This is a genomic window from Bradyrhizobium sp. UFLA05-153, from assembly GCF_054185185.1.
This window is the reverse complement of the sequence record NZ_JBBIAM010000051.1, coordinates 22,254-43,026: the sequence shown is the minus strand read 5'-3', so window position 1 is coordinate 43,026 and position 20,773 is coordinate 22,254. Positions and strand designations below refer to the sequence as shown.

At 65.0% G+C, this 20,773-nt stretch carries 17 protein-coding genes and 1 pseudogene; 11 read left to right on the top strand and 7 right to left on the bottom strand.

The window, feature by feature from the left end:
• Nucleotides 1-63: 63 nt before the first annotated feature.
• From proB to Q2941_RS27195, 10 genes are all read left to right on the top strand, one after another.
• A complete protein-coding gene (gene proB / locus Q2941_RS27240; RefSeq protein WP_027523573.1) occupies nt 64-1,185 on the top strand; it encodes a glutamate 5-kinase in 1,122 nt (373 codons plus the stop codon).
• A 400-nt stretch (nt 1,186-1,585) separates the two neighbouring features.
• Nucleotides 1,586-2,881 carry a glutamate-5-semialdehyde dehydrogenase gene (locus Q2941_RS27235; protein WP_027523572.1) on the top strand — a complete coding sequence of 432 codons (1,296 nt, stop codon included), beginning with the start codon at nt 1,586-1,588 and terminating at the stop codon, nt 2,879-2,881.
• Nucleotides 2,882-2,897: 16 nt separating this feature from the next.
• On the top strand, nt 2,898-3,542 hold the full coding sequence (locus Q2941_RS27230) for a nicotinate-nucleotide adenylyltransferase (RefSeq protein ID WP_027523571.1): 645 nt from the start codon (nt 2,898-2,900) through the stop codon (nt 3,540-3,542).
• Between the two features lie 210 nt (nt 3,543-3,752).
• The gene (gene rsfS / locus Q2941_RS27225; RefSeq protein WP_027523570.1) at nt 3,753-4,109 is read left to right on the top strand and encodes a ribosome silencing factor; all 357 of its coding nucleotides are present in this window, start codon (nt 3,753-3,755) and stop codon (nt 4,107-4,109) included.
• 124 nt (nt 4,110-4,233) lie between these two features.
• On the top strand, nt 4,234-4,716 hold the full coding sequence (gene rlmH / locus Q2941_RS27220) for a 23S rRNA (pseudouridine(1915)-N(3))-methyltransferase RlmH (RefSeq protein WP_027523569.1): 483 nt from the start codon (nt 4,234-4,236) through the stop codon (nt 4,714-4,716).
• Between the two features lie 32 nt (nt 4,717-4,748).
• The gene (locus Q2941_RS27215; protein WP_027523568.1) at nt 4,749-6,068 is read left to right on the top strand and encodes a murein hydrolase activator EnvC family protein; all 1,320 of its coding nucleotides are present in this window, start codon (nt 4,749-4,751) and stop codon (nt 6,066-6,068) included.
• Nucleotides 6,065-7,420 carry a S41 family peptidase gene (locus Q2941_RS27210; protein WP_027523567.1) on the top strand — a complete coding sequence of 452 codons (1,356 nt, stop codon included), beginning with the start codon at nt 6,065-6,067 and terminating at the stop codon, nt 7,418-7,420. Before Q2941_RS27215 ends, Q2941_RS27210 begins: the two co-directional genes overlap by 4 nt.
• 145 nt (nt 7,421-7,565) lie before the next feature.
• Nucleotides 7,566-8,777, top strand: a complete 1,212-nt coding sequence (locus tag Q2941_RS27205; RefSeq protein WP_458194263.1) for a divergent polysaccharide deacetylase family protein — start codon at nt 7,566-7,568, stop codon at nt 8,775-8,777.
• Between the two features lie 71 nt (nt 8,778-8,848).
• Complete coding sequence (locus tag Q2941_RS27200; RefSeq protein ID WP_458194262.1) at nt 8,849-9,355, top strand: RNA pyrophosphohydrolase; 507 nt, start codon at nt 8,849-8,851, stop codon at nt 9,353-9,355.
• Nucleotides 9,356-9,551: 196 nt separating this feature from the next.
• Nucleotides 9,552-10,052 carry an RNA pyrophosphohydrolase gene (locus Q2941_RS27195; protein ID WP_027523564.1) on the top strand — a complete coding sequence of 167 codons (501 nt, stop codon included), beginning with the start codon at nt 9,552-9,554 and terminating at the stop codon, nt 10,050-10,052.
• A gap of 180 nt (nt 10,053-10,232) precedes the next feature.
• Here Q2941_RS27195 and Q2941_RS27190 read toward each other — a convergent pair.
• From Q2941_RS27190 to Q2941_RS27165, 6 genes and pseudogenes are all read right to left on the bottom strand, one after another.
• Nucleotides 10,233-11,917: pseudogene (locus tag Q2941_RS27190) on the bottom strand (adenylate/guanylate cyclase domain-containing protein).
• A 148-nt stretch (nt 11,918-12,065) separates the two neighbouring features.
• The gene (locus tag Q2941_RS27185; RefSeq protein ID WP_027523562.1) at nt 12,066-12,473 is read right to left on the bottom strand and encodes a F0F1 ATP synthase subunit epsilon; all 408 of its coding nucleotides are present in this window, start codon (nt 12,471-12,473) and stop codon (nt 12,066-12,068) included.
• An 87-nt stretch (nt 12,474-12,560) separates the two neighbouring features.
• The gene (gene atpD / locus Q2941_RS27180; protein ID WP_027523561.1) at nt 12,561-14,003 is read right to left on the bottom strand and encodes a F0F1 ATP synthase subunit beta; all 1,443 of its coding nucleotides are present in this window, start codon (nt 14,001-14,003) and stop codon (nt 12,561-12,563) included.
• Between the two features lie 34 nt (nt 14,004-14,037).
• The gene (locus Q2941_RS27175) at nt 14,038-14,913 is read right to left on the bottom strand and encodes a F0F1 ATP synthase subunit gamma (protein ID WP_027523560.1); all 876 of its coding nucleotides are present in this window, start codon (nt 14,911-14,913) and stop codon (nt 14,038-14,040) included.
• Between the two features lie 152 nt (nt 14,914-15,065).
• Nucleotides 15,066-16,595 (bottom strand): F0F1 ATP synthase subunit alpha, encoded by a 1,530-nt coding sequence (gene atpA, locus Q2941_RS27170; RefSeq protein WP_027523559.1) that lies wholly within the window; start codon nt 16,593-16,595, stop codon nt 15,066-15,068.
• On the bottom strand, nt 16,595-17,155 hold the full coding sequence (locus tag Q2941_RS27165; protein WP_458194261.1) for a F0F1 ATP synthase subunit delta: 561 nt from the start codon (nt 17,153-17,155) through the stop codon (nt 16,595-16,597). Before Q2941_RS27165 ends, atpA begins: the two co-directional genes overlap by 1 nt.
• Nucleotides 17,156-17,801: 646 nt before the next feature.
• On the opposite strand from Q2941_RS27165, the gene Q2941_RS27160 reads away from it, so the two are divergent.
• Entirely contained in the window at nt 17,802-18,308 is a 507-nt protein-coding gene (locus Q2941_RS27160) for a septal ring lytic transglycosylase RlpA family protein (RefSeq protein ID WP_027523557.1), read from the top strand.
• A gap of 233 nt (nt 18,309-18,541) precedes the next feature.
• Here Q2941_RS27160 and Q2941_RS27155 read toward each other — a convergent pair whose 3' ends face one another.
• On the bottom strand, nt 18,542-20,752 hold the full coding sequence (locus Q2941_RS27155; RefSeq protein WP_458194260.1) for a primosomal protein N': 2,211 nt from the start codon (nt 20,750-20,752) through the stop codon (nt 18,542-18,544).
• Nucleotides 20,753-20,773: the final 21 nt, after the last annotated feature.

Sequence of the window (20,773 nt, the reverse complement as noted above, 5' to 3'; positions counted from 1 at the left end):
TCACCGGCGCCGCCTTTCGCTCCGCCGCCTTACAATGCAGAGCAAATTCGTCCCCAAGCGCCCATGGCCAACCCCGAACTCAGTCAATTCCGCCGCATCGTCGTCAAGGTCGGCTCGGCGCTGCTGGTCGATTCCGATGCCGGCGAAGTGCGCGCATCCTGGCTCGCGGCGCTTGCGGCCGACCTCGCAAAGCTGCATTGCGAGGGACGCGACGTCCTGATCGTCTCCTCGGGTTCGATCGCACTCGGCCGCAGCCGGCTCAAGCTGCCGCGCGGCCCGCTTAAGCTGGAAGAGAGCCAGGCCGCGGCCGCCGTCGGCCAGATCGCGCTGGCGCGGATCTGGTCGGAGGTGCTCGGGGCCCACGGCATCGGCGCCGGGCAGATCCTGGTGACACTGCAGGACACCGAGGAGCGCCGCCGCTATCTCAACGCGCGCTCGACCATCGGCAAGCTCCTGGAGTGGCGCGCGATCCCCGTCATCAACGAGAACGACACGGTGGCGACCACCGAAATCCGCTATGGCGACAACGACCGCCTCGCCGCGCGCGTCGCGACCATGGCGAGCGCCGACCTGCTCGTGCTGTTGTCGGACATCGACGGTCTCTACGACGCGCCGCCGAAGAACAATCCGAACGCAAAGCTGATTCCGGTGGTCGACAGCATCTCCTCGGAGATCGAGGCCGTGGCAGGCGATGCCGAGTCCGAACTGTCGCGCGGCGGCATGCGCACCAAGGTCGAGGCCGCGAAGATCGCGACCACCGGCGGCACGCATATGCTGATTGCGTCGGGCAAGATCGAGCACCCCTTGCAGGCGATCGCCGACGGCGGCCGCTGCACCTGGTTCCTGACGCCGGCCAATCCCGTGACCTCGCGAAAGCGCTGGATCGCGGGCTCGCTGGAGCCGAAGGGCACGCTGACCATCGACGCCGGCGCCGTCGCCGCGCTTCGCGCCGGCGCCAGCCTGCTGCCGGCGGGCGTGATCAAGGTCGAGGGCCAGTTCGCCCGCGGCGATGCCGTGATCGTGCGCGGCCCCGATATGCGCGAGATCGGCCGCGGCCTGATCGCCTATGATGCCGACGATGCCGAGCGGATCAAGGGTCGCTCCTCGCCCGACGTGATGGCCATCCTCGGCATCAGCGGGAGGTCGGAGATGATCCACCGCGATGATCTGGTGGTGGGCGGGTAAGGGCCGAAGCGGCCTCATTGCTTTTTCCCACCGGGGAGGCTCCCAACGAGCCAAGAGCGGCATGTCCCAGCCAAGACTCGCAAAAGCTCATTCAGCGCAGATGGCACAGCAATACGTTCGTCTGGGGTGGACCCTTAAGCATGAGATCTATGCCGAAGGCGACGCCGAACCGTGCGAGTATGTGTTCGAGTGGCTGGCACCTGGTGAGCCAATCTGTCCCGTTCCGATCCGGAAGCTAAACTGACGACTATCGCCGGACCTACCTCGGTTTTCGGATCTACCTCACTGGGCCAATGACCCAGCTGCCGCGCCCCGGGAGAGATCAGCCATTCCCTCCCCGCCCTTCGCAAATGCGGGATTTCCGTGCTAGGACACCGCCTTAGCAGAAGGTTGAATTCCCATGGCCGCCCCCCTCAAAGCCCTCGACGGCACTGCCGATCTCCAGGCGCTGATGACCGATCTCGCCGCCCGGGCCCGCGCTGCGGCGCGCGTGCTGGCGCTGGCGCCGGCGGAGCAGAAGAACCGGGCGCTGGAAGCCATGGAGCGTGCGATCCGTAACAACGCGGCGGCCATTCTCGCGGCCAATGCCGAGGACGTGGCCGAGGCCCGCAGCAGCAGCGACGCCACGGGCGCCTTCATCGACCGTCTCACGCTGACGCCTGCGCGCGTCGAGGCGATGGCCGAGGGCATCGCCATCGTGCGCGGCATTGCCGATCCCGTCGGCGTCGTCACCGAGAGCTGGCAGCGGCCGAACGGCATGATCATCGAGCGCGTTCGCGTGCCGCTCGGCGTCGTCGGCGTGATCTTCGAGAGCCGGCCCAATGTCGCAGCCGATGCCGGCGTGCTGTGCCTGAAATCCGGCAACGCCGTGATCCTGCGCGGCGGCTCCGACAGTTTCCGCTCCTGCCGCGCGATCCACGAATGCCTGGTGCAGGGCCTGCGTGAGGCCGGCCTGCCTGAAGCTGCGATCACGCTGGTGCCGACGCGCGACCGCGCCGCGGTCGGCATGATGCTTGCGGGCCTGAACGGCGCCATCGACGTGATCGTGCCGCGCGGGGGAAAGAGCCTCGTCGCGCGCGTCGAGGCGGAGGCGCGCGTGCCTGTGTTCGCGCATCTCGAAGGCGTCAACCACGTCTATGTCGATGGCAGCGCCGATCTCGAGATGGCGAAATCGATCGTGCTCAATGCCAAGATGCGCCGCACCGGCGTCTGCGGCGCGGCGGAGACGTTGCTGGTCGATCGCGCGGGAGCGGCGAAGAGCCTGAAGCCGCTCATCGGCCTGCTGATCGACGCCGGCTGCGAGGTGCGCGGCGACGATGCCGTGCAGGCGACTGATGCGCGCGTCAAAGCTGCGAGCGAGGACGACTGGGACACCGAATATCTCGACGCGATCATCGCGGCGAAGGTCGTGGACGGCGTCGACGGCGCGATCGCGCATATCCAGCGCCACGGCTCGCACCACACCGACGCCATCGTCAGCAAGGACGAAGCTGCCGCGAAAAAATTCCTGAGCGAAGTGGACTCCGCGATCGTCCTGCACAACGCCTCGACGCAATTCGCCGATGGCGGCGAGTTCGGCTTTGGCGCCGAGATCGGCATCGCCACCGGCCGATTCCATGCGCGCGGCCCGGTCGGCGCCGAGCAGCTCACGAGCTTCAAGTACCGCGTCCACGGCACTGGACAGACGCGGCCGTGACCTCGCAGGGCGGGCATTGAGCAACAATTTCGTCGTGCCGCGCTTCGTGGCGCAAGCGTTGCCGCCTTATACCGATGGCATGCGCATCGGGCTGCTCGGCGGCTCCTTCAATCCGCCGCATCACGCGCATCGCGCGATCAGCCGCTTCGCACTCACGCGATTGCAACTCGATCGCGTGTGGTGGCTGGTGACGCCGGGCAATCCGCTGAAGGAAAACGGCGCGCTGCAGGCGCTCGGCGAGCGCATGAAGGCTGCGCGCGCGGTCGCGGGCGATCCGCGCATCGAGGTGAGCTGTCTCGAATCCGTCATCCGCACGCGCTACACTATCGACACGATCAACTTCTTGCGCCGCCGCGCAAGCGGCCTGCGCTTTGTCTGGATCATGGGCGCCGACAACCTCGCGCAATTCCATCGCTGGCAGGACTGGCAGCGCATCGCGGCCCAGGTGCCGATGGCGGTCATCGACCGCCCGCCGCAAAGCTTTCGCGCCCTCGCCTCGCCCGCCGCCCGGGCACTCGCCCGTTACCGGTTGCCGGAGAATGAGGCAGCGCGTCTTGCGGATCGGCCGGCGCCGGCATGGGTCTTCCTCACCGGGCTGAAGCTCAGCCTGTCCTCGACAACCTTGCGGAACCCGGACGGGAGCTGGAAGGCGGCCAAATGAGGCATTGCGTGAGGCAGCTCGTTGGGGGGGGAACACGCTCTGGCATATTGAAACCCTTAACCCCACATGATGTAGTGTAGCCAGTGAGCGTCGGATTCGGCGTTCGCGATACAGTGAAAGGAATGGTCCCTGACCACATCTGTATTGTCCAAGTCTGTTTTACCCAAGGTTGCTAAGCCTACGCGTAAAACATCGACCCAAGCTGCGGCCTTGAAGGCGCAACCCGACGCCGACAAGACGCTGAGCCTGATCCTCTCCCGCCTCGAGGATATGAAGGCGGAAGAGACGGTCACCATCGACCTTCGCGGCAAATCGGCGTACTCCGACTACATGATCGTCACCACGGGCCGGGCCAACCGGCACGTTGGCGCGATCGCGGAAAACGTCACGAAGAGCCTCAAGGAAACCGGCATCAAGAACATCCATGTCGAGGGCTTGCCCAATTGCGACTGGGTGCTGATCGATTCCGGCGATGTGATCGTGCACGTGTTCAGACCCGAGGTCCGTGAGTTCTACAATCTCGAGAGATTGTACACGCAGGGCCCTGGGGCGGCGAAGGCGATCTAGAGGCTGAAGAGGCCGATTTCGAATCGGCTGACGCGCATGCTAGCGTCGTGCGCGCGCGTGGTGTGCGCGGGTTGAACACGCGGCTCTCAAGACGCGGTTCTAAAGACGCGGTTCTAAAGACGTCATGCGTGTTGCTGTCATTGCGGTTGGCCGGCTGAAGCAGGGCCCCGAACGGGAGCTTGCCGATCGTTATTTCGAGCGGTTCGACGAGGTCGGCCGCAAGCTCGGGTTTCGCGAGCTGACCGTCCATGAAATTCCGGAAAGCCGCGCGCGCGACACTGCGACCCGCATGGCCGAAGAGGCCGCGGCAATCGGTTCGCACATTCCCGACAAGTCAGTGATCGTGGCGCTCGACGAGCGCGGGCAAAATCTCGATTCGACCGTATTTGCACGGAATCTCGGCCGCTGGCGCGACCAAGGTAGCGCGCATACAATATTCATCATCGGCGGGGCTGACGGACTTTCGCCCGAATTGCGCCGTAAGGCCAAGCTCGTGATCGCGTTCGGCGCGGCGACCTGGCCGCACCAGATGGTTCGCGTCATGCTTCTGGAACAGCTTTATCGGGCCGCAACCATCCTGGCCGGCCATCCCTATCATCGCGCGTGATTCGCGCCACAACGAGCACCTTTTCCGACGCGATGCGGGCTCAGTTTCTCAACCTGTTGCTGATCGCGGGCTTTGCCGGCAGCCATCTTGCGCCGGCGGCCGCGCAGACGGCATCGCCTGCGCCGCAGACCGCCGCGATCTCGGCGGATGCGATCAAGCAGCGCGAGCAGGAGCTCGAAGCCGCGCGGCAGCGGCAAAAGAGCGGCGAGGAGGCGCAGGCCAAGCTGAAGGCCGAGATCGCCTCGCTCGGCCAGGACCGCACCCAGCTCAACCAGCAACTGATCGACACCGCCGCCAACGTGCGCGGCGTCGAAACCAAAATCGGCGAGGCCGAATCACGGCTGACCGCGCTGAGCGGGCGCGAGCAGGAGATGCGCAATTCGCTCAATTCGCGGCGTGCCGACATCGTCGAGGTCCTGGCCGCGCTCCAGCGCGCCGGCCGGCGGACGCCGCCCGCGCTTTTGGTGCGGCCCGAGGACGCGCTGCAATCGTTGCGCACGGCCATGCTGCTCGGCGCCCTGGTTCCGGAACTGCGTGGTCGCGCGGAAAAGATCGCAAGTGAGCTCGCCGAGCTCGTGGCCCTGCGCAAGAACATCGCAACCGAGCGCGACCAGCTCGCCGCCGACCGCGACAAGGTCCGCAACGACCAGACGCGGCTTGCAGCCCTCGTCGACGAGCGGCAGCGCCAGCAGGCCTCGCGGGAAAAGGACCTCGACGCCGAAAATGCGCGCGCGATCGCGCTCTCCAGGCAGGTGGGCGACCTCCAGGGCCTGATCGCCAAGATGGAGCAGGACCTGCAAAGCGCCGCCAAGGCAGCCGAGGCCGCAAAGCAGGCCGAGGCGAAGGCGGCCGCCAACGCCAAGCCGGGGCCGGCCGCCTTCAAGGACCGTTCCCGGACCAGCCCGGCAATCGCCTTCGCCTCGGCCAAGGGTCTGCTGCCGCTGCCCGTCAACGGTACCAAGATCAGGGATTTTGGCGGTTCCGACGGCGTCGGCGGCGTCCAAAAGGGCATTTCCTTGGCAAGTCGGCCCGGCTCCCAGGTCACGACACCGTGTGACGGCTGGGTGGTCTATTCCGGGCCCTTCCGCAGCTATGGACAACTCTTGATCCTTAACGCGGGGGGCGGGTATCATGTCCTGATCGCCGGGATGGAGCGCATTTCGGTAAACATCGGACAGTTTGTGCTCACGGGGGAGCCGGTCGCGATCATGGGGTCGACATCCCAAGTCGCCTCCATTTTCGCCACCAATGCGAGTCAACCCGTGCTCTATGTCGAGTTCCGCAAAGACGGCACTCCAATCGATCCAGGCCCATGGTGGGCCGCAAATGAAGGCGAGAAGGTTCGCGGATGATGCGCAAGACTTCAGTTATCCTCCTCAGCGCGGCCACCGGCGCGGCGCTGACGCTGTTCGTGACCCAGCCGCGCGCGGTGTTCATGGGTTCGAGCGCGCGCGCCGCGACCGCGGACACGTATCGCCAGCTCAACCTTTTCGGCGACGTGTTCGAGCGCGTGCGCTCCGACTATGTCGAGAAGCCCGACGACACCAAGCTGATCGAATCGGCGATCTCCGGCATGCTCTCCGGCCTCGATCCGCACTCAAGCTACATGGACGCCAAGAGCTTCCGTGACATGCAGGTGCAGACCCGCGGCGAGTTCGGCGGCCTCGGCATCGAGGTCACCATGGAGGACGGCCTGATCAAGGTGGTCTCGCCGATCGACGACACCCCGGCCTCGCGCGCCGGTGTCATGGCCAACGACATCATCACCAATCTCGACGACGAGGCGGTGCAGGGCCTGACCCTGAACCAGGCGGTCGAGAAGATGCGCGGCCCCGTCAACACCAAGATCAAGCTCAAGATCATCCGCAAGGGCGTCGACAATCCGATCGACGTCACCCTGGTGCGCGACAACATCCGCGTCCGCTCGGTGCGCGCCCGCGTCGAAGCCGACGACATCGCCTATATCCGCATCACCACCTTCAACGAGCAGACCACCGAAGGCCTGAAGAAGGAGATCGCCAATCTCTCGAACCAGATCGGCGACAAGCTGAAGGGCTACGTCATCGACCTCCGCAACAATCCCGGCGGCCTTCTTGAAGAAGCAGTCACAGTGTCGGACTCCTTCCTGGAGCGCGGCGAGATCGTGTCGACCCGCGGCCGCAATGCCGAGGAGACCCAGCGCCGCTCCGCCCATCCGGGCGACCTGACCAAGGGCAAGCCGGTGATCGTGCTGGTCAACGGCGGCTCGGCTTCGGCCTCGGAAATCGTCGCCGGTGCATTGCAGGACCACAAGCGCGCGACCATCGTCGGCACGCGCTCGTTCGGCAAGGGCTCGGTGCAGACCATCATTCCGCTCGGCAGCGGCAATGGCGCGCTGCGGCTGACCACGGCGCGCTACTACACGCCGTCGGGCAAGTCGATCCAGGCCAAGGGCATCGTGCCCGACATCGAAGTGCTCCAGGACGTGCCGGACGAGTTGAAGTCTCGTACCGACACCAAGGGCGAGGCCTCGCTGCGCGGGCACCTCAAGAACGATGGCGACGAGAAGACCGGCTCGCAGTCCTACGTTCCGCCGGATGCCAAGGACGACAAGGCGCTCAAGATGGCCGACGATCTCCTGCACGGCATCAAGAACAGCGCCTCAGCGGCGCCAGCGCCGGGAGACAACAAGGCAGCGGCCGACAAGCCCAAAGCGGCGAACTGACGTCACGCGGCAACCTAGACGTTTCAAAAGGGCGGCTCACGGAGCCGCCCTTTTTTGCTGGGAAGCTTTACCCCGGTAGACCCACGGCCTGCCGCCGCTTGACCACGTCGTGTTATCGTCATTGCCGAGTGATTCGGGATCGCGCATGACTGAAACGGCCGATGATCTGAGTGCTCCGCTCGGACGGGACACGCCGCGGCGGAAACGCCGGCTGCGGTTGCCGTTCACGGGATTGCAGGTGATCGCCGTCCTGCTTCTCCTGTTCCTCGCGACCTTTGCCGGCTTTGCCATCTTCAACAAGGACCCGCTCGGCGGCGAGCCGATCACGCGCGTTGCCATCCGCGAGCGGAAGGCCGCCGAGGACAAGCCGGCAACCGCGGCGCCCGAAAATTCGGGCCATGAGACCAAGGCGGCGCCAAAGCAGGCCGCGCCCGGCGACCAGAAAACCGTCACCATCATCGACGGCTCCAGCGGTGCCCGCCATGACGTCATGATCGGCAGCGGCGGCGAGGCTGCCGACAAAATCGATCCGGCAGCCGCCGCGCCCGCCATCATGTCCGGGGTCGACCAGTGGCTGCTCGAGAAGTCGCGCTATGGCATGATCCCGGTCGCAGCCGCGGACCTGAAGCCATTCACGGTCTATGCGGCGGAAGCCGACCGCGCCAAGGCGGCAAAGACGCCCGTTGTCGCGATCGTCATCGGCGGGCTCGGCGTCGGTGCCGCCAAGACCGCCGATGCGATCATGAAACTGCCGGGCGCGGTGACGCTGGCCTTCACACCCTATGGCGCCGATCCCGGCAAGCTCGCCGAGCGCGCCCGCGCCCAGCACCACGAGATCTTCCTCCAGATCCCGATGGAGCCCTACGACTTCCCCGACAATGATCCGGGCCCGCAGACCCTGCTCACTTCGTTGAGCACCGACCAGAACATGGACCGGCTGTACTGGCATTTGAGCCGGATGCAGGGCTATGCGGGGCTCGCCAATTTCATGGGCGCCCGCTTCATCGCCACCGACGCGGCGATGCAGCCGATCGTGCGTGAGGCCGCCAAGCGCGGGCTCGGCTTCTTCGACGACGGTTCCTCGCCGCGCAGCGTCGCGCCCCAGGCCGCCGCAAGCCAGGCCATGCCGTTCGGCAAGGGCGATATCGCGATCGATGCGGTACCGACCGGCGCCGAAATCGACCGCGCCCTCAACAAGCTCGAATCCATCGCCCGCGAGCGCGGCGTCGCCATCGGCACCGCCTCCGCCCTGCCCGTCTCGATCGAGCGGTTAGGTACCTGGATCAAGACGCTGCCCGACCGCGGTGTCCTGCTGGTGCCATTGACAACCGCGATGTTGAAATCAAAATCCAGCTGAATCAACGGATTGGTACGGCAGGTCCCATGGGGCCGAAGAGGTCGGCCAGGAGTGGCGAAAGGTTTGGCGGAATGACGCGTTACGAGGACCTGCCCTACCGGACCTGCGTCGGGGTGATGCTGCTCAACCAGGACGGACTGGTCTTCATCGGGCGCCGCGCCGGCGGCATCGAGCATGTCGACGAGACCCATGTCTGGCAGATGCCGCAAGGCGGCGTCGATCCCGGCGAGGATACCTGGGAAGCCGCCATGCGGGAGCTTTACGAGGAGACCAGCGTGCGCTCGGTGGAACGGCTCGGCGAGGTCGCCGACTGGCTCACCTACGACATTCCGCGCACTGTCGCGGGCCGCGCCTGGAAAGGCCGTTACCGCGGCCAGCGCCAGAAATGGTACGCCATGCGCTTCACCGGCAAGGACAGCGAGATCAACGTCGCCAACCCCGGCGGCGGCGGTCACAAGGCGGAGTTCGTCACCTGGCGCTGGGAGCCGATGAAGAATCTGTCCTCCCTGATCATTCCCTTCAAGCGCCCGGTCTATGATCGCGTGGTGCAGGAATTTGCCGCGCTCGCGGAGAGCTGACAGAGCGGAGTCGCCGCCGCCCTCTCCGGGATCATCCCCGCCTTGTGCGCAATTGCGCACTGGGGCGGGGATCCACAACCAGAGGCGGTAGTTGGTGCGGCAGATATCAACCACGACCTTTCAACCGGTAACGGCCTGTGGTTAAGGATTCCGGGCTCGCGCTTCGCGCGCCCCGGAATGACGAAGAGAGAAGTTGGTGCCCGATCAAAAGCCCTATCGTCCCAATGTCGGGATCGCGCTGTTCAATGCCGGCGGCCTGGTGCTGATTGGCCATCGCTTCCGGGGTGACGGCCCCGAGATCATCCTGCCGGGACTGGACTGGCAGATGCCGCAGGGCGGCGTCGACGAAGGCGAGGACCTGCGCGATGCCGCCATGCGCGAGCTCTGGGAAGAGACCAGCGTCAAGAGTGCCGAGTATCTCGGCGAGACCGACTGGTTCACCTATGAATTTCCTCCCTATGACGGACCGCAAACGCATCGCCTGGCGAAATTCCGCGGCCAGCGCCAAAAATGGTTCGCGCTGCGCTTCACGGGGCGTGACGAGGAGATCGATCCGCTGACGCCGCGCAACGACCAGCCCGCTGAGTTCGATGCCTGGCGCTGGGAGCGTCTCGACCGTGTCGCCGATCTGGTGGTGCCATTCCGCCGCGAGGTCTATCGCGCGGTGGCGCAGCAGTTCGCGCCGTTCGGAACCTAAGAGTCGAAAACAGCCCCATGCAAAGTAGCCGGCAACTGCCGGCGCGATGCGCTGTGGATTTTGAGAAGTCACTGACTCGACGGACAAAATCAGCGGCAGGACGCGATCTCGGTAGCGCCGAACCGGTGCGGCACCAGAGGCCACCTCTCTCCGCTGGGGGAGAGGTGAACCGAGCCCGCCTCAATTGATCGGTCCCACCGTGAACGGGCCGATGGCGATGACGTGGCAATCGCTGTCGCGCTTGGCGCATTCGGCGAGTGCGCCGTTGACGGCGGTCTGCTCGTCGGCAGCCTTCAGCCCCAGTCCCGGGCGCCCCGCGGTCCCCACGGCAACCGCATTCCAGCCCATGGCCTCGCCGAGGTTGCGGACGACGTCGTCACGCGCATCGGCAATGATCGATGGATTGCTGGCGGCATGAAAGAAGCCGGTCACGCGCAGCGTCGAGGGAATCGGCACAGTGAAATTGTCGTCGACGGCCACGATCATGCAGGCGCCCCCGGCAAACGCGCCGCAGGATTCCAGAGCGCGTCGCGCCGCTTCGTCGATGGTTGCGGTGCCGACCACCATGAAATATTGCCCACCGGGCCCGAGCGCGACCGCACGGGACTTTGCGGCCGGCACGAAGCTCTCCAGCCGGGCCTTCGCCTGATCCCTCACCATTGGAACGTCTTTCGAGGCAAACGGCCGCTGGGTCATGGGGTCCACTCGGACCAAGGCTGCGGCGGCATCGGCGGCCGGCCATGAGCGTAGATGATGTTGTTGCCGACGGCGTAGATCTCGCAGCGGCGCGGCGACTGCGCGGTATCGGCGCGCTTCTGGCATTGATCGAGCGCCGCACTGCGCGCAGCGTCCTCGTTCGGCTGATTCAATGCGTAGCCAACGAAGCCGCCAATGTTGAGCGCGAACGCCTTGGAGTCGCCTGCCGCGGAATATTCATTTGTGAGGTAAGCGCGAGCGCGCTCGCCAACGAACGGCACCTGGTCGGCCGGAAATTTGGCTGCGGCGGCCGGCGACGACGGGCCCGGTGTGGGTGAGGCTGCTGCGGTCGCAGTCGGGTTTGTCGTCGGAGTTGCAGTCGGCGTGCTCGCGGGTGCTTTTGCCGCCGGGCTTGGTGCCGTTGTAGCCGGCGTCGCAGGCGCGCTCGGCACGGCGGCTGCGGTTGCGGCCGGCGGCGGGCTCGACGTCGCAACCGCCGTCGATGTCTGCTCGAGCTTGGTGAAATAGAGAAAGCCCGCAACGCCGATCGCGACGATGGAGACGACCGCGACCACCAGCGGCCACATCCAGTTCGGCGCCGGCGCGGGCTTCGCGCCTGGCTTCTTGACCTGCGGTGTCGAGTAACTTCCGTCCTCGCGGCGCATCGCGACCATGTAGGCGTGCACGGGGGTCGGGATGTTCTTGACCTCCTGCGCGCCGATGTCGGCGAACTGCACCGAGAGCTTGTTGGCGACCTGCTCGTGCACCGCGCGCGAGACGCAGATGCCGCCGACTTCGGCAAGCCCCTCGAGGCGCGCGGCGATGTTGACGCCGTCGCCCAACAGATCGCCGTCGCGCTCGACCACGTCGCCGATGGTGATGCCGATGCGGAACGACATCTGCCGGCTCGGCGGATAGGCCATGTTGCGGGTCCGCAGGGATTCCTGGATGTCAATCGCACAGCGCACCGCATCCACCGCGCTCGGAAATTCCGCGAGCACGGCATCGCCGGCGGTGTTGAAGATCCGTCCGCCGGCCTTCGCAATGAAATCGTCGACGACGGACCGATAAGAGGCGAGACGCCGCAGTGTCTCCTCTTCGTCTTCCGCGACCAGCCTGGAATATCCGGCAATATCGGCTGCGAAGATCGCCGCGATCTTGCGTTTCATCTGCACCAGCCCTGGAACTCCATTTGCTGCGGCAGAATGCCGTTATCCAAGACGCGGTGCAATAAGGTTTCAGCGCCTCACTTCCGTGACGAGCGCTGAATTCATTCAGGAATTTTTTTGTGCGAGCCCCGGAGCGGTGCCCCGGGGCTTAGTGCATAGCCGTCGTATTGAGCTCGTGCTGGATGCTCTTGTAGTGATCGAGCCGCGCGATCGCGAGATCGAGCTCGCCGCCTTCCTTCTCGGAGAGCTTTTCCTGCATCTGCGTGATGGTATCGGCGAACTGCGCCCGGTCGAGCTCGTCGATCGAGGTGGCGACGTCGGCGAGGATCGTCAGGCGGTTATCGGAGACTTCGGCCAAACCACCGGTCACGATGACCTTCTGCTTCTGGCCGCCGGCGAAGATGGTCAGGATGCCCGGCCGCACCGCAGCCACGACGGGAGCATGTCCGGCGAGCACGCCGAAATCACCTTCCCAACCGGGAATGTCGACCTGATCGACCTCGCCGGAGAAGGCGAGCTTTTCGGGAGAGACGAGATCGAAGTGGAAGGTGGCCATGAAGGAAACCTGCGAATGGTGAGTAGCGAATGGCGAGTGGCGATTAAGGGAGCGGCTATTCGCTACTCCCTATTCGCTATTCGCTGCTTAGGCCGCCTCGGCAGCCAGCTTCTTGCCCTTCTCGACCGCCTCTTCGATGGTGCCGACCATGTAGAAGGCGGCTTCCGGGAGGTGGTCGTACTTGCCTTCGCAGAGGCCGCGGAAGCCCTTGATGGTGTCCGCGAGCTCGACGAACTTGCCGGGCGAGCCGGTGAAGACTTCGGCGACGTGGAACGGCTGCGACAGGAAGCGCTCGATCTTGCGGGCGCGTGCCACCGTCAGCTTGTCCTCTTCCGAGAGCTCGTCCATGCCGAGAATGGCGATGATGTCCTGCAGCGACTTGTAGCGCTGGAGCACCTGCTGGACGAGACGCGCGGTCTGATAGTGCTCCTCACCGACGACGAGCGGCGAGAGCATGCGCGAGGTCGAGTCGAGCGGGTCCACCGCCGGGTAGATGCCCTTTTCCGAGATCGCGCGCGACAGCACGGTGGTGGCGTCCAAGTGCGCGAACGAGGTCGCGGGCGCCGGATCGGTCAAGTCGTCGGCCGGAACGTAGATGGCCTGCACCGAGGTGATCGAGCCCTTCTGCGTGGTGGTGATGCGCTCCTGCAGCGCGCCCATGTCGGTGGCGAGCGTCGGCTGATAACCCACCGCCGAAGGAATACGGCCGAGCAGCGCCGACACTTCCGAGCCGGCCTGCGTGAAGCGGAAGATGTTGTCGACGAAGAACAGCACGTCCTGGCCCTGGTCGCGGAAGTGCTCGGCGACGGTCAGACCGGTGAGGCCGACGCGGGCACGCGCACCCGGCGGCTCGTTCATCTGGCCGAACACGAGAGCGCACTTCGATTTCACGCTCGGATCCGGATTGTGCGGATCGGCATTGACCTTGGACTCGATGAACTCGTGATAGAGGTCGTTGCCCTCACGGGTACGCTCGCCGACGCCGGCGAACACGGAGTAACCGCCGTGCGCCTTGGCGACGTTGTTGATCAGCTCCTGAATCAGCACGGTCTTGCCGACGCCGGCGCCGCCGAACAGGCCGATCTTGCCGCCCTTCGCGTACGGAGCAAGAAGATCGACGACCTTGATGCCGGTGACGAGAATTTCAGCTTCGGTGGACTGGTCGGTATAGGTCGGCGCTTCCTGGTGGATCGCGCGGATGCCCTCGGCCTTGATGGGACCAGCCTCGTCGATCGGCTCGCCGATGACGTTCATGATGCGGCCCAGCGTGCCGTCACCCACCGGAACCGAGATAGGCTGACCTGTGTCGGTCACTTCCTGGCCGCGCACCAGACCTTCGGTGGCGTCCATCGCGATCGTGCGGACGGTCGATTCACCGAGGTGCTGCGCGACTTCGAGCACCAGGCGGTTGTTGCCGTTCTTGGTCTCCAGCGAGTTGAGAATGGCCGGCAGGTGGCCTTCGAACTGCACGTCGACGACGGCGCCCATGACCTGGGTGACGCGACCGATCTGGGTGGCTGCTGTAGCCATTTACTGTCTCCTTCGATCCGAATTTCGCTTCCGGTCAGACTGCTTCTGCGCCGGAGATGATTTCGATGAGTTCCTTGGTGATCTGAGCCTGACGCGTGCGGTTGTAGACCAGCGTCTGCTTGCGGATCATTTCGCCGGCGTTGCGAGTGGCGTTATCCATCGCCGACATCTGCGCGCCGTAGAACGAAGCGTTGTTCTCGAGCAGCGCGCGGAAGATCTGCACCGCGAGATTGCGCGGCAGGAGGCGGGTGAGGATCTCGTCCTCTTCCGGCTCGTATTCGTAGGACGTCGTTGTCGCGCCGGCGGCGGACTCCTCGACGACCAGCGGGATCACCTGCTGGGCAGTCGGGATCTGTGCGATCACCGACTTGAATTGCGAGTAGAACAGCGTGCAGACGTCGAACTCGCCGGCATCGAAGCGAGCCAGCACCTTCTTTGCGATATCCTCGGCGTTGACGAAGCCGAGTTGGCGGACAGAGCGAAGATCCAGGTGCTCGACGATCTGCTTGTCGAACAGGCGGCGGAGCTGCTCATAGCCCTTGCGGCCGACGCAGAAGAATTTGACTTCCTTGCCCTCGTTCTGGAGGGCCAACGCGCGCTCGCGCGCCAGACGCACGATCGAGGAGTTGAACGCACCGGAGAGGCCGCGCTCGCCGGTGCAGACCAGGAGCAGGTGGACCTGATCCTTGCCGGTGCCCGCGAGCAGCGCAGGCGCGCCGGGCGAGCCCGCCGCGGCGCTGGCGATATTGGCGATCACGGCAGACATCTTGTCCGCATAGGGACGCGCCGCTTCGGCGGCAGTCTGGGCGCGGCGCAGCTTCGACGCCGCCACCATCTGCATGGCCTTGGTGATCTTCTGCGTCGCCTTGGTGGAGGCGATGCGGACCCGCATGTCTTTGAGAGACGCCATTCTTCGTTCACCCCGACGGTCAGTCTGCGACTTGACCGCTAGCCTGTCCCTATCGTCATGCCCGGCCGTGTGCCGGGCACGCGCTCTTCATTGTTGCTTCAAGCGAAACGCGTGGCCGGGATGCCCGGCCGCGCCATCAAGCAAAGCTACTATTAAGCGAAGCTCTTGGCGAAGCCTTCGACCACGCCCTTCAGCTTGGCCGCCGTGTCGTCCGAGAGGTCGCGGCTGTCGCGGATCGCATTGAGGATCTCGACATTCTTGCCACGCAGGAGCGAGAGCAGACCGTCCTCGAACGCGCGCACCTTGTTGAGCGGCAGCGGGTCGAGATAGCCGTTGGTGCCGGCCCAGATCACGCAGACCTGCTCTTCCATCTTCAGCGGCGAGAACTGCGGCTGCTTCAGAAGCTCGGTCAGGCGCGAGCCGCGGTTGAGCAGGCGCTGGGTCGAGGCGTCGAGGTCGGAGCCGAACTGCGCGAACGCCGCCATTTCGCGGTACTGCGCGAGCTCGCCCTTGATCTTGCCGGCGACCTTCTTGGTAGCCTTGGTCTGGGCAGACGAACCCACGCGCGACACCGACAGACCGACGTTCACCGCGGGACGGATGCCCTGGAAGAACAGGTCGGTTTCCAGGAAGATCTGGCCGTCGGTGATCGAGATGACGTTGGTCGGGATGTAGGCCGACACGTCGTTGGCCTGGGTTTCGATGACCGGCAGCGCCGTCAGCGAGCCCGAGCCCTGGTCCTTGTTGAGCTTCGCCGCGCGCTCGAGCAGGCGGGAGTGCAGGTAGAACACGTCGCCCGGATAGGCTTCGCGGCCCGGCGGGCGGCGCAGCAGCAGCGACATCTGGCGGTAGGCGACGGCCTGCTTGGACAAGTCGTCATAGATGATGACGGCGTGCATGCCGTTGTCGCGGAAGTACTCGCCCATGGTGCAGCCGGTGAACGGAGCGATGTACTGCATCGGCGCCGGATCGGAGGCGGTCGCAGCGACGATGATCGAATATTCCAGCGCGCCCTGCTCTTCCAGCACCTTCACGAACTGGGCGACGGTCGAACGCTTCTGGCCGATCGCGACGTAGACGCAGTAGAGCTTGATGTTCTCGTCGGGCTGCGCGTTGAGCGGCTTCTGGTTCAGGATGGTGTCGAGCGCGATCGCGGTCTTGCCGGTCTGGCGGTCGCCGATGATCAGCTCGCGCTGGCCGCGGCCGATCGGGATCAGGGCATCGATCGCCTTGAGGCCGGTCGCCATTGGCTCGCTCACCGACTTGCGCGGAATGATGCCGGGCGCCTTGACGTCGACGCGCATGCGCTTGTCGGCCTGGATCGGACCCTTGCCGTCGATGGGGTTGCCGAGCGCGTCGACGACGCGGCCGAGCAGGCCCTTGCCGACCGGCGCGTCCACGATGGCGCGGGTGCGCTTGACGGTCTGGCCTTCCTTGATCTCGCGGTCGGCGCCGAAAATAACGATACCGACGTTGTCGGTTTCGAGGTTCAGCGCCATGCCGCGGGTGCCGTTCTCGAACTCGACCATCTCACCGGCCTGGACGTTGTCCAGACCGTAGACGCGGGCGATACCGTCGCCGACGGACAGCACCTGTCCGACTTCGGAGACTTCAGCTTCCTGGCCGAAATTCTTGATCTGGTCCTTGAGGATCGCGGAAATTTCCGCGGCGCGGATGTCCATCAGCCTGCCTCTTTCATCGCGTGCTTGATCGAATTGAGTTTGGTGCGAAGCGAACTATCGATCATGCGGCTGCCAAGCTTGACGACGAGGCCGCCGATGATCGAGGGATCGACTTTCACGTTGAGCGCGACGTCCTTGCCGGTCACCGACTTGAGGGCGGCCTTGAGAGCGTCGAGATTCTTGTCCGAGAGCTGCTCCGCGACGGTCACGTTGGCAGAGGCCTCGCCTTTATATTTGGCAACCAGCGCGCCGTAGGCGCGGATGACATCGGCCACCGCGAACAGGCGGCGGTTGGCCGTCAGCACCTTGAGGAAATTGGCGGAAATGCCTGATATGCCGGCCTTGTCCAGCACCGCTGACAGCGCCTTGGACTGGCTATCTGCCGAGAACACCGGGCTACGGACGAGGCGCTTCAGATCCGCGCTGTCGCTGAGCATGGTGCCGAACCGGTCGAGATCGGCTTTGACCGCATCGACCACATTCTGGTCGCGGGCCAGTTCAAACAAGGCCGTTGCATAACGGCCGGACACACCTGAAACGGACGTATCTTCTGCAGCCACAGACGCGCTCTTTATAGCTGTCAAACTCGCAAGGGAAAAACCGTCGCCACGAAGCGGCGCCTAGCGATCCAAGCCCTTGGAATTCAAGCGGGACTTCGATTTTCGACCGACACAGGGAAGTGCCGGGCTCGTTAAAATCGGCGCTTTGCTAACATAGCAGGCGCGCAGGTGCAACATGACGCCAAATTAAAGGCTGCGGCTCTCCGTCCCTGCTGCGGTCATGGGCACTGCGGGCCACGCGGCACCGCGCCACTTTCCGGCACCACCCAAAAAGTGTCGACCGGTCGGCCCGACAGGAATTCGTTCCTGCTTTCAGCGCATAGCGGCCATGAACACAGCTCGCAGAGACGTGAGCCCGACCACCGCCGCTTCACTTGGTCAATTACTTATCAAATTCTCAACGCGCCGGCCGATGACTTGGTTTTACAGTATTAGCGAGTATTCGTTTGGTTAAAGAATCGTTAACGCGAGAGATAACAAAACATCCGACAAATATCGGATCGGATAACAAGATGTCTCAGTCGGACACATGACGAAATTACTGCCCAATTCATGCCGCATTGCAGCGTGAAACGCGCACTTGCTCACAAACCGATGGGGGCTCCACTAGCCACACATGTGGCAATACTAGCGTAGGGACAAATAAATGTTGTCATTGAAGACATTGGGGTTTGCAACCCGGCCGCAGACGGCGATCGCTTTCGTCGCTGCCACTCTCGTCATCGGTGGAACTGCCACCGAAGCTTCCGCCAAATCCCGGCATCACCATTACCGGCATCATCATCATCACGAGGCCAGCACCAGCGACACGTCGATTGCGGGTTCCTGGATGAACGCCAACGCCTCCGTGACGCCCTCCTCGGGTTCCGGCCACAGCTTCTCCGGCATGGCCTCCTATTACGGCAATGAGTCCGGCAGCCGCACGGCGTCGGGCGCACGCTTCAACCAGAACGCCATGACCGCGGCGCATCGTTCGCTGCCGTTCGGCACCAAGCTGCGCGTGACCCATGGCGGCCAGAGCGTCATCGTCACCATCAATGATCGTGGCCCGTTCGTTCGCGGCCGTGTCCTCGACCTCTCCACCGGCGCTGCCCGCGCCATCGGCCTGACCGGCGCCGGCGTCGGCCGCGTGACCGCCGAGGTCGTCTCCTGACGCGTCGTTCGACGCGCATCTCATAACGAGCCCGGCAGTTTCATCGTCCGCAACGGACCTTGTGAGATTTGCTGCGCTCGAAACAAGCCCGCCGTCTTGGGGGACGGCGGGCTTTTTCGTGCTCTCGTCATTGCGAGGAGCGCAGCGACGAAGCAATCCAGACTGCCCCTCGCGGAGGGAGTCTGGATTGCTTCGCCTCGCTCGCAATGACGTGGATAGACTTGTCGCGCTCTCTACAAAAAGCTCTGCGGATCGACGTCGGTCTCGAGCTTGAGATTGCCCTTCGGCTTCGGCGCCACGGCGAGCCAGTTGCGCAAATAGTCCGAGAGATCGAAGCCGCGCGCGGACTTCACCAGGATGCGGAAACGATAACGGCCCTTGATCACGGCGAGCGGCGCTTCCGCCGGTCCGAGCACCTTCACGCGCTCGTCGCGCGGCGCCACCGCAACGAGCCGGCGCGCAAATCCTTCCGCACTCGGGCGATCGCCGGCGGAAATAATGAGGCCCGCAAGCCGCCCGAACGGCGGATAGAGCGTGCGCTCACGCAGATCGATCTCGCTGTTGTAGAAGGCTTCGCGATCGCAGGCGATCAGCGCCTTCATCACGGGATGCTCGGGCTGATGGGTCTGGAGATAGCCGACACCGCGGCCCTGCTCGCGGCCGGCACGGCCGATCACCTGGTTGAGCAGCTGCCAGGTGCGCTCGGCAGCGCGCGGATCGCCGTTGGAAAGGCCGAGGTCCGCATCGACCACACCGACCAGATTGAGCCGCGGAAAATTGTGACCCTTGGCGACGAGCTGGGTGCCGATGATGATATCGACGCGGCCCTCGGCAATGTCATTCAACTCCGAGCGCATCGTCTCGATCGAGGTGATGAGATCGCTCGACAGCACCATGGCGCGGGCTTGCGGAAACAGCGCGGCCGCCTCCTCCTGCAAACGCTCGACGCCGGGCCCGACCGCGACCAGCGACTCCTCCGCCGCGCAATGCGGGCAGACGTTCGGCCGCGGCATCGAGAAACCACAGTGATGGCAGACCAGCCGCTGGCGGAACCTGTGATCGACCAACCAGGCATCGCAGATGGTGCAGGCGAAGCGATGGCCGCAGGCGCGACACAATGTCAGCGGCGCGTAGCCGCGGCGATTGAGGAACAACAGCGCCTGCTCGCGCCGCTCGATCGCGGTCCGGATTTCGCCCGCAAGTCGCGGCGAGATGAAGCGGCCGCGCGCCGGCTGCTCGCGGCGCAGGTCGATCGCCTCGATATGCGGCATGTGCTGGCCGCCGAAGCGCGAGGGCAGCGCGATGCGCTGATAGCGCCCCTTGCGCGCATTGACCTCTGATTCGACCGACGGCGTCGCAGAGGCCAGCACGATCGGAATTTTTGCGATATGCGCCCGCACCACCGCCATGTCGCGGGCGTGATAATGCACGCCGTCATCCTGCTTGTAGGCCTGGTCGTGCTCTTCATCGACGACGATGAGGCCGAGATCGGCGTAGGGCAGAAACAGCGCCGAGCGGGCGCCGACCACGACCGGCGCGCTCCCTTCCGAGATCGCCGCCCAGTTGCGCGCGCGGGTGCGCGGGGTGAGCTCCGAATGCCATTCCAGCGGCCGCACGCCAAAACGTTGCGCGAAGCGGTCGAGGAACTGGCCGGTGAGCGCGATCTCCGGCATCAGGATCAGCGACTGCTTGCCGCGGCGGATGGTCTCGGCGACCGCCTCGAAATAAACCTCGGTCTTGCCCGAGCCGGTGACGCCGTCGAGCAGGGCGACATGAAAGGTGCCGTTGGCCGCAAGCGCGCGCATCGCATCGACCGCAGTGCGTTGCAGATGCGTGAATTCCGGCTGGCCGTAGGCGGGGTCGGGCGCCGGCGGTGGTGGCGGCGGCGGCAACGGCTCGACCGTCAACGTGCCTTCGTCGACGAGGCCATCGATCACCCCGGCTGAGACGCCCGCCTCCTTCACGACATCGGACTTGCCGTGCAGCAGGCGATCCGACAGCACCTCGATCACCCGCCGCCGCGCCGGCGTCAGCCGCCTTGGCGGATCGCCGACCAGCCGCACGCCGGCGCGCATCCGCTCGGGCCCGAGGTTCTCGCCCATGCGCAGGCACATGCGCAAAACCATGCCGCGCGGGCCGAGCGTGTAGTTGGCGACCCAATCGACCAGCGCGCGCAGCTCGCCCTTCAGCGGCGGGACGTCGAGTTTCTCGCTGACGTCCTTTAGACGGTTGTGCAGGCGAGGATCCGGATTGGCGTTCTCTGCCCACACCACCGCCAGCACCTCGCGCGGGCCGAGCGGCACACTGAGGAGATCGCCCGCCTTCAATTCCATGCCGCGCGGCACGCGGTAGGAATAGGTCTGGTCGAGCGCGACCGGCACCAGCACGTCGACCATGCGGGTCGAAATGGCGGGGGCAGTGTGGCTGCGCGACGAATGATCCATGAATAGTCTTGGACGGAGAAT